Here is a 12,517-nt window from a genome sequence, read left to right as displayed (position 1 = left end):
CGCTGTCCCGGAGATACGCCCGCTTGACGAAAGCTTCCCGCCGGGGGCGTGGCTAGGCGCCGCGCGCCGCCAGCGCGCGCGACAGCACCTGGAAGATCCTGCCGTCACCGGACTGCGAGACGTTGAACCGCAGGAAGCCCGACGCGCTGCGCGATTGGCTGAACGCATTGCCCGGGGCCAGCACCACGCCCTCCTTCAGGCACGAACGCGCGATGTCGGCGGCATCGACACCATCGGGCAGGCGGCACCAGACGAACATGCCCGCGGCCGGCACGAGCCAGGGCTGGATGCCGATGGCCCGCAGCCGCGCGAGGGTCTTGTCCATCGCCTCGGCCAGCCGGTGCCGGACTTCCTCCATGTGCCTGCGATAACCGCTGTGCGTCAGCGCAGCCAGCAGGACGCACGCCGCCAGTTGTCCGTTGCCGAAGGTCGTGGCGATCTTCAGGTCGACCAGGCTGTCGATCCAGTCCGGGCGCGCGGCCACGTAGCCGCAGCGCAGCGAAGCCGAGACTGTCTTGGAAAAACTGCCGATATGGATCACGCGGTCGAGGCCGTCGAAGGCCGCCAGACGCGGAGCGGGCGCGGCCTCGAAGTCGGCGAAGATGTCGTCTTCGACGATGACCATTCCCGTGCCGTCTATCAGTTTCAGCAGCCGGTGCGCCGTCACGGGCGACAGCGTCGCGCCCGTGGGATTGTGGATGGCGGAATTGGTGATGTAGAGCCGGGGCGCATGCTCCCGCAGCGCAACCTCGAAAGCCGCGACGTCCGGCCCGTTCGGGGTATAGGGGACGCCCACCGCCTTCGCCCGGTGCGCCTTGAGCAGGGCGTGGAAATTGAAGTAGCACGGATCGTCGACCAATACGGTATCGCCCGGCTCCAGCAAGAAACGGCAGATGAGGTCAATGGCCTGCGTGCCCGAATCGGTCAGCATGATCTGCTCGGGCGCGGCCTCGATGCCGGTGGCGGCCATCCGGCGGGCAAGCAGCTGGCGCAGCGGCGGCAGTCCCAGCGGCGTGCCGTAGTCCGCCAGCACGGGCGCGTTGGCGCGCGCCATGGCCCGCAGCGCCCGGCGCATGCCGTCCTCGTACATCCAGGCGGGCGGCAGCCAGCCGCAGCCGGGCTTGAGCACGGCGTCGCCGGTCTCCAGCGACTGGCGCGATATCCATAGCGGATCGACTTCCCGGTCGAGCTTCGGACCGATCTCCGACAATGCCAGGGGCGCCGCCGGACCGGACACGTAGAACCCCGAACCCGGCCGGGACCGGACGGCGCCTTCCGCCGCCAGCCGTTCGTATGCCTCGACCACGGTCGAGACCGACAGTCGCATGACCTGGGCCTGCGCGCGCACCGATGGCAACCGCGTCCCCGGCGGGTAGGCGCGGGAGGCAATACCCGACCGGATCGTTTCCATCACGGCGTCGATCCGCGTGCCCTGTCCCTTCATCGCAATCTCCGACTGTATCGGCCATATATCCATAACAGTTATCTTTAATTGTACTGGACCGTATCTGGGCTTGGGAACCTTCCCATGCTCTACTGGCAAGCACGGAAACAGGTGGCCCATGGACAAGACGACGAACGGATGGATCAACGGATTGATAGGCGTGGTGATTTTCGCCGGCTCGTTGCCGGCGACGCGGGTCGCGGTCATGGACCTGGATCCGATGTTCCTGACCGGCGCGCGGGCCACCATCGCCGCCCTGCTGGGCGGAATACTGCTGCTTGCCTTCGGTGAACGCCGCCCCGCGCTGCCGGACCTGCCGGCGCTGGCCGTGGTCGCCCTGGGCGTCGTGGTGGGTTTTCCGCTGTTGACCGCGCTGGCGCTGCAACACGTCTCGTCCGCGCACTCGATCGTTTTCCTGGGACTGCTGCCGCTGTGCACGGCGGCCTTCGGCGTGCTCCGGGCCGGAGAACGTCCCCGCCCGGCGTTCTGGCTGTTCTCGCTGCTGGGCAGCGTATTCGTGGCCGGACACGCCGCCCTGGGCGGCATCGCGGCGTCGACGCGGGGCGATCTGCTGATGCTCGCCGCCATCGTCGTGTGCGGCCTGGGCTACGCCGAAGGCGCGCGGCTCTCCCGCCGCCTGGGAGGCTGGCAGGTCATCTGCTGGGCGCTGGTCCTGTCCCTGCCCGTCATGCTGCCGATGGCGCTGCTCGCTCGCCCCGCGTCGTTCGGCAACGTCGGCGCGCCGGCCTGGTTCGGCCTGGCCTATGTGTCGCTGTTCAGCATGTTGATCGGCTTCGTGTTCTGGTACCGGGGCCTGGCGCAGGGCGGCATCGCGGCGGTCGGGCAATTGCAGTTGCTGCAACCCTTCCTGGCCCTGGGGCTGGCCGCGATGTTCCTGCACGAGCCCATCAGCGGCACCATGCTGGCCGCGACGCTGGGCGCGGTGGGATGCGTGGCGGGCGCCAGGCGGTTCGCGTGAACAACCCGGTATCTCGCCCTATTCCTCCGGCACCCTGAGCAGCACCGTGTCGTCCGGGCCCACCGACCTCCCGTCGGGGGCACGGATATCGAGCCGGACCGGCAGGCCGGTCTCGCGGTCGACCAGTTCCGAATGCGCCTCGCCCGGCTTGAACAGATGCCGCTCGCCGAACTGGCGCAGGGCGACCATCACCGGGAACAGGTCCCGGCCCATGGCCGTCAGGCGGTACTCCAGCCGCGCGCCGCTGTCGCCCACCGGGACGGCCTCCAGGATGCCGCGCGACACCAGGGTGCGCAGGCGCTCGGTCAGGATGTTCTTCGCGATGCCCAGGCTTTTCTGGAACTCGCCGAAACGCGTCAGGCCATCGAACGCGTCGCGCACGATCAACAGCGACCACCAGTCGCCGATCACGTCCAGCGACCGGGCGCTGGGGCAGTAGTCCCCCTTCAGGCTTTTTCGTCCAACCATGGCCGCGCTCCATCGATATTAAGTTGCATCATAAAACCAAAACCCTTATCCTCCAAAATGGTTGCGTAATGAAACCAAAAAGGAGTCTTGTCATGAGTTCCACAGGAAACGCGGCACCATCGCCGCTCACGCGTCCTGTCACGCTGCTCTTCGCGGCCGCGAGCGGTCTCGCGGTCGCCAACGCCTATTTCGCCCATCCCTTGCTGGACGTCATGGCGGACGACCTCGGTCTTTCCCACGCGGCGGCCGGCCTCATCGTGGGGGCGACGCAACTCGGCTACGGACTGGGCCTGGTCCTGCTGGTACCGCTGGGAGACCTGCTCGATCGCCGCAAGCTCATCGTGGGACAGTCGCTGCTTTCCGTGCTGGCCCTGGCATGCGCGGGGTTTTCGTCGACGGCGGCCATGCTGCTCGCGTCCATGGCGGCGGTGGGCCTGCTCGCGGTCGTCACACAGGCGCTGGTCGCCTATGCCGCCACCCTGGCCCGGCCGTCGGAGCGAGGCCAGGTCGCGGGCACGGTCACCAGCGGCATCGTGCTCGGCATCCTGCTGGCGCGAACCGCCGCCGGCCTCTTGACCGACCTGTCGGGATGGCGGACGGTCTACCTGGTGTCGGCCGCGCTGACCCTGGTGATCTCGGGATTGCTTTACAAGGCCCTGCCCCGCCAACCGCGGACGGGCCCCCGGATCTCGTACCCGCGCCTGATCGCCTCGGTGTTCACGCTACTCCTGCAAGAACCGGTCTTGCGCATCCGCGCCGTCCTCGCGATGCTGATCTTCGCCGACATCACGACGCTGCTCGCGCCCATGGTGCTGCCGCTCGCCGCGCCGCCCTTTTCGCTGTCCCACACGGAGGTCGGCCTGTTCGGGCTGGCCGGCGCCGCCGGCGCGCTGGGCGCGGCCCGGGCCGGCCGCTGGGCCGATCGTGGGCATGGCCAGCGCACGACCGGTATCGCGCTCGCGCTGATGCTGGCCGCGTGGCTGCCGATCTCCATGCTGCCCCATTCCATCCTGTGGCTGGTCCTGGGCGTACTGGTGATCGACTTCGGCCTGCAGGCGGCGCACGTCACCAACCAGGGCATGATCTATCGCGTGCGGCCGGAAGCGCAAAATCGCCTGACCGCCGCCTACATGGTGTTCTACTCCATCGGCAGCGCGGCCGGGTCGTCGATCTCGACCATGGTCTATGCCCGCGCGGGCTGGAGCGGCGTCTGCCTCATGGGCGCGGGCATCGGCGCGCTCGCGCTGCTGTTCTGGGCGGCCACCCTGCGCGCGACGCCGGCGGCGGCAACGTGCCAAACTAGCACACCGACATTGTCCTAGGACGACATGAGAATACGAGGAAAGAGCGCGGCCGAGATCTTCGACAGCGTTCGCGCGCAGGTCCAGTCCCAGCAGATCCTGCCCGGCCAGGGCCTGCCGCCCGTGCGCGAGCTGGCGGCGCGACTGGACGTCAACCGCAATACCGTGGCCGCCGCCTACAAGCGCCTGGTGGCGGCGGGCATCGCCACCGCGCAGGGACGGCGCGGGACGACCATACGCGGCCAGGGCCCCGGCGAACAGGAAGGCGCGCTGCCCGACTCGCCGCTGGTGGACCTGGCCAGCGGCAACCCCAACCCGGCCTGGCTGCCGGACCTGGCCGCCGCGCTGCGCGCCATGCCCTACCGGCCCCGGCTCTACGGCGAACCATTGATCAACGCCGGGCTGGAGGCCCACGCCCGCGCCTGGTTCACTCCGGACTGCCCGGCCCCGTTCGAGGTCGACCTGGCCCATGGCGCGGTCGATGCCATCGAACGCCTGCTCGGCGCCCTGCTGGTCCCGGGCGACAAGGTCGCCGTGGAGAACCCCTGCTTCCTGAGCAGCATCAACCTGCTGCGCGTGGCCGGCCTGCAGGCGGCCGGCGTGCCGGTCGATGCCGAGGGCATGCAAGCCCAGGCCCTGGATGCCGCGCTGGCCAAGGGCGCCCGGGCGGTCATCCTGACGCCCAGGGCGCACAACCCCACCGGCTGCAACCTGAGCGCGCGGCGGGCGCGGGCCCTGTCGCGCGTGCTGGCGAAGCACCCTCACGTCGTCGTGATCCTGGACGACCATTTCGCGCTGCTGTCGAACGCCGCCTACCATTCGGTGCTGCCGGCGGGCACCCGGCGCTGGGCGCTGGTACGCTCGCTCACCAAGGCCCTGGGGCCCGACATCCGGATGGCGCTGGTGGCAAGCGACGAAGCAACCTCCCGCCAATTGCGCCTGCGCCTGGCATCGGGCACGAACTGGGTCAGCCACCTGCTGCAGGACATGGCGGAGAACACACTGGGCACCCCTGAGGCCGCGCGGCTGATGACGCGCGCCCGTAAAGACTACGCCTTGCGCAGAAAGCGCCTGGAAGATGCGCTTGGGGAACACGGCATCGCCTGCCTGGCGGGCGGGGACGGACTCAATCTATGGGTGCCGCTGGCCTCCGACGATCAGGCGGTCGCCCTGGCGCTGTCGCGGCGGGGCTGGCTGGTCCGCCACGGACAGGCCTTCGGCGTGCACGAGGCCGTGCCCGGGCTGCGCATCACACTTTCCGAAATCGAGCCGGCGCAGTGCCGGCGGATCGCCGCGGACCTGCGGCACTGCCTCGGCTAGGACGCCGGCGCCGCGCAGGCATCCGGGCCGCATCCCGTACCCGACGGTCCGTTCGCGGGCGGACCGGCCTCGCCGCCGTCCCGCGCCGCGCCCTCTTCCAGCAGGCGGCCGATGGCCGAGCCCAGCGCCAGGTCATCGATGCTGCCCAGATGGTGCAGGCGGATGTGTCCCCGGCGATCCAGCAGCACCAGGCTGGGCGTACCGCCCAGGGCATAGTCCCGCATCGTCATCGGAATGTTCCCATCCGGCGCGGGACGGTCGACCCCGATGGGGAAACTCCAGCGATATTCCTGCGTGAAGGCGCGCAGCGCGGCCGGGCCCGTCACGTCATGGTGCTCGAACACCGTATGCAGGCCGATCACGGCCACGTCGTCCTCGCGGAACATGCGGTGCACGCGCTCGGCCTGCGGCAGGCCATGCGCCAGGCAGGCGGGACACAGCATCTGGAAGGCGTACAGCAGCACCACCTTGCCCCGCAAGCCGGCCAGATCGACGGGAGCGGAGGCATTGAGCCACTCGTCCACCTGCAAGGGCGGCGCTTCCACGGTATGCACCTTGGGTCGGGACATGTCGGACTCCTGTAGTCGTTCCCGAACATGATACTCTTTTGGCATAGGACAAAACCGATGAGCCGGACATGAGCGCCGAAAGCGAAGCCCCCCAGGCCGACACCCCCACCCAGCACGACCAGCATGGCCGCTGGCCCCAGGCCACCTCGGTCGACGATTTCCGCCGCAACCTGGCCGCGGTGCACGAGCGCATCGGCGCGGCATGCCGGCGCGCCGGCCGCGCCCCGGCCGGCGTGCGGCTGCTGCCGGTCAGCAAGACCGTGGACGAAGCGCGCATCCGGCTGGCCTATGACGCCGGCTGCCGCTTCCTGGGCGAGAACAAGCTGCAGGAAGCGGCCCGCAAGTGGGAAGCGATGTCCGACCTGGCCGATCTGAAGTGGTCCATCATCGGCCACCTGCAGACCAACAAGGCCAGGCTGGTGGCGCGCTTCGCCGCCGAGTTCCAGGCGCTGGACAGCCTGCGGGTGGCCGAGGCGCTGGACCGCCGGCTGCAAGCCGAGGGCCGCGCGCTGGACGTGTTCGTGCAGGTCAACACCTCGGGCGAGGCCAGCAAGTACGGCCTGCATCCGGACGACGTCGAGGATTTCCTGCGCGCGATGCCCGCCTTTTCCGCCCTGCGCGTGCGCGGCCTGATGACGCTGGCCCTGTTCTCCGCCGAAGCAGAACGGGTCAGGCAGTGCTTCGTGCTGCTGCGCACGCTGCGCGACCGCCTGCGGCAGGACGCGCCGGATGGCATCGGCCTGGATGAGCTGTCGATGGGCATGTCGGGCGACTACGAGATCGCCATCGAGGAAGGCGCCACCGTGGTCCGCGTCGGGCAGGCCATCTTCGGCGCGCGCAGCACGCCGGACGCCTACTACTGGCCCACCGGCGCCGGCCCGGAGCCGACGCCATGAACACGCCACCCACCCCTTCCGTGGAAAACGCCCCCGGCCCGCTTCCCCTGGACGTGGTTTCCATCATGTCCCAGGTCGTCTACGGCCACGTCGGCAATTCGATCGCGGTGCCCCGGCTGTGCCGTGCCGGCCTGCACGTCGCCGCCGTGCCGACCGTGGTGCTGAGCAATACGCCCCACTACCCCACGATGCACGGCGGCGCCCTCCCGCTGGACTGGTTCCAGGGTTACCTGGACGACCTGCTGGCCCGCGACGCGCTGCGCCGGCTGCGGGCCGTGGTCGTGGGCTTCCTGGGCAACGCCGCGCAGGCCCGGGCGCTCGGCCCCTGGCTGGACAGGATACGGCCGGACCATCCGGATCTCATGCTGATCGTCGATCCGGTCATCGGCGACCACGACCACGGCATCTACGTCGACCCCTCGCTGGTGGCCGCCTACCGCGACCACCTCGTCGGCCAGGCCCGCGGACTGACGCCCAACGGCTTCGAACTCGCGCAACTGACCGGCCTGCCGGTGGACGGCATCGACGACACCATCCGTGCCGCCCGCAAGCTGCTGACGGGCAACACCGAATGGGTGGTCGTCACCAGCGCGGCGCCCGCGACCTGGGCCCCGGACGACATGAAGATCCTGGTCGTGACCCGCGCCGACACGGCAACCATCGTCCATCCCCGGCTGGCGCTGACTCCCAAGGGCACCGGGGATCTTTTCACCGCTTCACTGGCCGCGCACCTGCTGGATGGCGCGACCATCGAAACGGCGGCGCGGCGGTCCGCCGATGACGTCCTGTCCGCGCTGCGGGAAACGCAGCGCGCCCATTGCGCCGAACTGCTGCTGCCACCCCATCCCTGAACGCCGAACCGGAGTCCCCGAAGATGGACCGTCAAGCCCTGGTTGTCCGCCACGTCGCCTTCGAAGACCTGGGCACGCTGGCCCCGCTGCTGGCCGAGCGAGGCTACGGCGTGCGCTACCTGGAAGCCGGCGTCGACGCGATCGATCCCGGCCCGCTGGCCGCCGCCGACCTGGTCGTGATCCTGGGCGGCCCGATCGGCGTCTACGAGACGGACCGCTATCCTTTCCTTGAAGCGGAACTGGCGGCCATTGCCGAACGGCTGAAGCAGGACCGGCCGACCCTGGGCATCTGCCTGGGCGCGCAATTGATGGCCAAGGCGCTGGGGGCGGACGTCAGGCCCACCGGGCGGGTCGAGATCGGCCATGCGCCCCTTGCCCTGACCGACGCAGGGCAGCACTCGGTGCTGCGCGGCATCGGGCAGGTGCCGGTGCTGCACTGGCACGGCGACCAGTTCGACATCCCGCCGGGCGCCGCGCGACTGGCGCAGACGCCCGGCTTCCCCAACCAGGCCTTCTCCCTGGGACCGCGCCAGCTGGGCCTGCAATTCCACCTGGAAGCCCAGGCTACGCACATCGAACGCTGGCTGATCGGTCATGCCTGCGAACTGGCGACGCACCGGATCGACGTCGCCGCCATCCGGCGCGATGCGGCGCGCCACGGCGCCGCGCTCGAACGCGTGGCGCGCGTGGTCATCGGCGACTGGCTGGACGGCTGCTGACCTCCGGCGCCGCCGTCTCAGGTCCGCGCCGCCCCGCCGCCCGTGGCGGCCTCGGCCGCCTGGATACCCGACAGAATCGCGGACGGCACGCCATAGCCGGGAAACGTGGTCTGCCCGGCCAGATACAGGCCGCGCAGCGGCGTGCGATGCGCGAAGAAGCGGTCCGGCGACGCACCGGGCGCCACGCCATACAGCGCCCCCTCGTACAAATGCCGCTGGCGGGCGAAGTCCCGCGGATCCAGCACGCGGACCGCGTCGATCTCCAGCCCCGGCACGCACCGCCGCATGGCCTCCAGATAGCGGTCCACGGTCGACCGGGTCATGTCGGGCGTCCACTCGTGGGCCGAGGCAATGCCGGTGGCGGGCGCGTACAACTCCAGGATGGACCGTCCCGGCGGCGCCAGATCCGGCAGGACCAGCGTGGGGCAGGTGTACGCCAGCCAGCGCGGCGCATCCGGCGACGACACATGCAGCCGCCCCTGCTCGCGCATCGGCGGCACGTGGTTGACGATGAACGCGTCCGGCCCGGCGGCGACGGCGCCTCCCAGCTGGATCGATATCGCGCGATGGGACAGCGGAGCACGGCGTGCTCGCCGCGCCAGTGTCCGGGAAACCGCCTCGGCGGGCAGCAGGCGATTGACCACGTCGAAGCCCGAGCAGGCGGCGATCACACAATCGGCCTGGATGCGCTCCCCCTCCGCAAGCGTTACGCCGCGCGCCACGCCGCCAGCCACGGCGATGCGCTCGACCGGCCGGCCGCACAGGATGCGCACGCCCTGGCGCTCCGCCGCGCGGTACAGCGCCTGGCTGATGGCCCCCATCCCGCCCCGGGGAAGGTGGAAGCCCTCTTCCAGCAGGGCCATCAGCCCGATGATCTGCGTGGCGGGAAGCCGTTCCGGACCCATGCCCGTATACAGCAGGGTGGACGCGACGGCGGCCTGCAGCCCGGCATCCGGGAAATGCCCGGCGATGAGGCGATCGGCCCGCCCCGACAGCGTGGGCAGGTAGCGCCACAGCCGCCCCAGCGTCCTGGCCAGGGCCGGCTCGAACGGCAGCACCTCCTGCACCAGCGTGCGATAGATCGGCGCCCAGCGGCGCCGCAATTCGCCCAGACCGTCCCGCAGCACGGCCGTCCGCGCCTCGTCGCCCTCGACCAGGGAATCCTCCACGCCGGCCAGGCGCACCACCGTGCCATCATCCAGGTGCGTCGCATGCGGACGCGCGATGGCGACCAGTTCGACCTCCCGGTCCAGATCCATGCCCAACCGCGCGAAACCCGATCTCAACAACGAAGGAACCGCCACGTACACGGCGCCGTTGTTGAAGGTGAACCCTTGTTCGCCAACGGTGGAGCAGCAGCCCCCGACCGCCTCGCCGGCTTCGGCCAGCACGACATCGATGCCCCGCCGGGCCAGCGCCACGCTGGCCGCCAGGCCCGACAAGCCCGCGCCGACGACCACCGCCGACCGTATCGACGTTCCCATGGCACTGCCTCCTTGCCCGTCAAAATTAGACAATGTACAAAATTCTACACTGTATAATTCCTTCATGACCCAGGCCGCCCTTCCCTCCAAGCGCCAGCGCACGCGCCACCACATCGCGACGGTGGCGGGCGAGCTGTTCGAGCGCCACGGCTACGAGGCCGTGACGATGGAACAGATCGCGGTCGAGGCGGGTGTCGTGCGAGGAACGCTGTACAACCACTTCGCGGTGAAGGAAGCGGTGCTTGCCGAATGGATGCACGCGCGCCTGGCCCGGGACCTGGCGCCGCTGATGCAGGCGGTCATGAAGCGCAAGGCCTTCGCATCCCGCGTCGCGGTGATCCTGGACGCCTCGGCCCGGTGGTGGGAGGAACATCGGCCGTACGCCGCGCCCTATATCCGCTTCCGCTTCCAGCAGGTACGCGACGGGTCGGGCGAGCAGGCCTCGTCCGACATGGTCGCCGCGTACACGGCGCTGATCCACGCGGCGCAACAGGCCGGGGAAATCCGCGACGGCGAATCGCCGGGACGCCTGGCCAACTACCTGCATTTCCTGTATCTGTCGGCCCTGATGGCCTGGCTCGAGGACCCGAAGGCTTCGCTGCGCAGGGAGTTCGCGCGCGCCTTCGACTTCTTTCTTCAGGGCGCGTCGCGACCCTGAGCTTGGCCGCCGTCCTTTCGCCGTGCACCGACCGCGATCCTGAAGGCACCCAGCGCCACCACCGTCAGGAAGATCTGCACCACCGCGCAGGAGATGGCCGGATCCGCCCCATAGCCGACGAGCTTGGTGCCCAACGCGCCGGCCGCCATCTGCCCGAACCCGTACAGGCCCGCCGCCGACCCCGTCAGCCCCGGGGCCGAGGACAAGGCGCGCGACAGCCCCGCCGGACTGGCCATGCCGCATCCCATGGTCAGCACGAAAGTGATGGCGATCAGCACCGGCACGTTCAGCCAGCCCATGGCCTGCACGCCCAGGAACACCACGGCCATGGCCAGGCTCAGCCCCGCGCCCAGGTAGAGGAACAGCTCCGTGTTCAACCGCCCCACCAGCCGCCGGGTCGTGGCCGAGCCCAGGCTGGCCCCCACGATGGTGATCGCCGCGAACCAGCCGATCTGCGAGATGGGCAGGCCCAGTTGCCCGTGCACGATGTAGGGCGCCGTGGCCAGATAGGGATAAAGCGCCGTGCTGGAACAGGCCCCGCCCACCATGAACCCCAGGAACCGCCGGTTGCCGGCCAGCTGGCCGTAGTCCCGCGCGATCTTGCCGAAGGCCAGCGGCGCGCGGTCCGGGTTGGTCTCGGGCAACAGCCGCCAGGCGCACAGCACCATCGCGGTCGCCATGCACACCAGGAAGACGTAGATCGCACGCCAGCCGAAACTGTCGGCCAGGTACGATCCCAGGATGGGCGACAACCCCGGCCCCACCAGCGTCAACAGGTTCAGAAGCGCCAGGTCCTTGGTGGCCCGCTCGGACGTGGAGATGTCGCGGACGATGGACCGTCCCAGCGTGATGCCCGCCGCGCCGCCCAACGCCTGCGCCAGGCGCGCGGCCAGCAGCCATTCCAGCGTGGGCGCGAACAGCGCGCACACGCTCGCCACCAGGTAGATGCCCAGGCCCAGCAGCAGCGTGGGCCGGCGCCCGATGGTATCCGACACCGGCCCGTAGATCAGTTGCCCGAACGCCAGCCCCACCACATACAGCGTGATCGTCTGCTGCATGCCGGCCGGACTCGCGCCCAGGTCGGCGCCCGCCAGCGGCAGGGCCGGCATGAAGATGTGCATGGCCATCGTGCCGCTGAGCGTCACCAGCACCAGCAGCCACAAGGGCGCCCGGACGGAAGGGGCAAAGGGCGGATGCGCGCGGGTCATCGAGAGCCTTCGTCTACAGCGTGTCGAACCGGCGCGCGATCTTTTCCAGGGCCTGGCGGGTGATGCGCAGCTCCTGCGCGGTCAGGTCGTCCAACAGACTGGCTTCGATCTCCAGGCTCTTGGCCACGATGCGCCCGGCCAGGGCGCGCCCGTGGGAAGTCAGGCGGATGGCCTTCGCGCGGCGGTCGTCTTCCGCCGCTTCCCACTCGATCAGGTCCATGTCGCGCAACTGGGACAGGACACGGACGAGCGAGGATTTCTCCAGCGACAGGGTCTCCGCCAGATCCTTCTGGCGCATGGCGGCTTCCCCCGATTCGTACAGGACGAGCAATGGCGCCCGCGTCGCGTCGGTGAGCCCCATCTCCTTGAAATGCTGGTCGACCAATCGGCGCCACTTGCGATAGACGGCACCGACCAGCCGGCCAAAGCGGGCCCGAACGTAGTCGCCATTCCCGGAGGGGAGCATGGAGTTAGGTTGCATGCGAACCATTTTCCCAAACAATTAGTTCGCATGCAACCCAACTCCACGGCCGCCGCCCCCTTTCTTCGCGGCGTGGCTTATAGTCTCCTGCGCTCCCCCGCCGTCCATCTGGAGACCCGAGACGTGCGCATCCTGCTTC

At 69.7% G+C, this 12,517-nt stretch carries 13 protein-coding genes; 7 read left to right on the top strand and 6 right to left on the bottom strand.

The features are described from left to right. Nucleotides 1-52: 52 nt before the first annotated feature. Nucleotides 53-1,444 carry an aminotransferase-like domain-containing protein gene (locus AC1Q6E_RS12100; RefSeq protein WP_492572815.1) on the bottom strand — a complete coding sequence of 464 codons (1,392 nt, stop codon included), beginning with the start codon at nt 1,442-1,444 and terminating at the stop codon, nt 53-55. A gap of 118 nt (nt 1,445-1,562) precedes the next feature. Here AC1Q6E_RS12100 and AC1Q6E_RS12095 point away from each other — a divergent pair, with 118 nt between their 5' ends. Then, nucleotides 1,563-2,423 (top strand): DMT family transporter, encoded by an 861-nt coding sequence (locus tag AC1Q6E_RS12095; protein ID WP_296554975.1) that lies wholly within the window; start codon nt 1,563-1,565, stop codon nt 2,421-2,423. A gap of 18 nt (nt 2,424-2,441) precedes the next feature. Here AC1Q6E_RS12095 and AC1Q6E_RS12090 read toward each other — a convergent pair whose 3' ends face one another. Then, the gene (locus AC1Q6E_RS12090; protein WP_296554976.1) at nt 2,442-2,891 is read right to left on the bottom strand and encodes a winged helix-turn-helix transcriptional regulator; all 450 of its coding nucleotides are present in this window, start codon (nt 2,889-2,891) and stop codon (nt 2,442-2,444) included. 92 nt (nt 2,892-2,983) lie between these two features. On the opposite strand from AC1Q6E_RS12090, the gene AC1Q6E_RS12085 reads away from it, so the two are divergent. Beyond that, on the top strand, nt 2,984-4,213 hold the full coding sequence (locus tag AC1Q6E_RS12085) for an MFS transporter (RefSeq protein WP_492572814.1): 1,230 nt from the start codon (nt 2,984-2,986) through the stop codon (nt 4,211-4,213). Between the two features lie 6 nt (nt 4,214-4,219). Next, entirely contained in the window at nt 4,220-5,512 is a 1,293-nt protein-coding gene (gene ptsJ / locus AC1Q6E_RS12080; protein ID WP_492572813.1) for a MocR-like B6 salvage transcription factor PtsJ, read from the top strand. Here ptsJ and AC1Q6E_RS12075 read toward each other — a convergent pair. Then, nucleotides 5,509-6,081, bottom strand: a complete 573-nt coding sequence (locus AC1Q6E_RS12075) for a TlpA disulfide reductase family protein (protein ID WP_492572812.1) — start codon at nt 6,079-6,081, stop codon at nt 5,509-5,511. The genes ptsJ and AC1Q6E_RS12075 overlap by 4 nt on opposite strands. Before the next feature lie 68 nt (nt 6,082-6,149). On the opposite strand from AC1Q6E_RS12075, the gene AC1Q6E_RS12070 reads away from it, so the two are divergent. Genes AC1Q6E_RS12070 through AC1Q6E_RS12060 form a run of 3 tightly spaced genes read left to right on the top strand, consistent with a single transcriptional unit; the run spans nt 6,150 to nt 8,547 of the window. Then, nucleotides 6,150-6,977 (top strand): YggS family pyridoxal phosphate-dependent enzyme, encoded by an 828-nt coding sequence (locus AC1Q6E_RS12070; protein ID WP_296554982.1) that lies wholly within the window; start codon nt 6,150-6,152, stop codon nt 6,975-6,977. Continuing rightward, entirely contained in the window at nt 6,974-7,828 is an 855-nt protein-coding gene (gene pdxK / locus AC1Q6E_RS12065; protein WP_296556873.1) for a pyridoxine/pyridoxal/pyridoxamine kinase, read from the top strand. Before AC1Q6E_RS12070 ends, pdxK begins: the two co-directional genes overlap by 4 nt. A gap of 23 nt (nt 7,829-7,851) precedes the next feature. Further along, complete coding sequence (locus AC1Q6E_RS12060) at nt 7,852-8,547, top strand: glutamine amidotransferase (RefSeq protein WP_492572811.1); 696 nt, start codon at nt 7,852-7,854, stop codon at nt 8,545-8,547. 17 nt (nt 8,548-8,564) lie between these two features. Here the strand turns inward: AC1Q6E_RS12060 and AC1Q6E_RS12055 are convergent, their stop codons facing one another. Then, entirely contained in the window at nt 8,565-10,031 is a 1,467-nt protein-coding gene (locus tag AC1Q6E_RS12055) for a phytoene desaturase family protein (protein WP_492572810.1), read from the bottom strand. 64 nt (nt 10,032-10,095) lie between these two features. Here AC1Q6E_RS12055 and AC1Q6E_RS12050 point away from each other — a divergent pair, with 64 nt between their 5' ends. Continuing rightward, nucleotides 10,096-10,689, top strand: a complete 594-nt coding sequence (locus AC1Q6E_RS12050; RefSeq protein ID WP_492572809.1) for a TetR/AcrR family transcriptional regulator — start codon at nt 10,096-10,098, stop codon at nt 10,687-10,689. Here the strand turns inward: AC1Q6E_RS12050 and AC1Q6E_RS12045 are convergent. Further along, complete coding sequence (locus AC1Q6E_RS12045; RefSeq protein WP_296556877.1) at nt 10,668-11,897, bottom strand: multidrug effflux MFS transporter; 1,230 nt, start codon at nt 11,895-11,897, stop codon at nt 10,668-10,670. The two genes, AC1Q6E_RS12050 and AC1Q6E_RS12045, sit on opposite strands and share 22 nt — an antisense overlap. 13 nt (nt 11,898-11,910) lie before the next feature. Beyond that, a complete protein-coding gene (locus tag AC1Q6E_RS12040) occupies nt 11,911-12,378 on the bottom strand; it encodes a MarR family winged helix-turn-helix transcriptional regulator (protein WP_492572808.1) in 468 nt (155 codons plus the stop codon). Nucleotides 12,379-12,517 lie beyond the last annotated feature (139 nt).

This window comes from Pigmentiphaga sp. MLSB6-MA01, from assembly GCF_058793475.1.
This window is presented reverse-complemented; position numbering and strand designations above follow the sequence as displayed.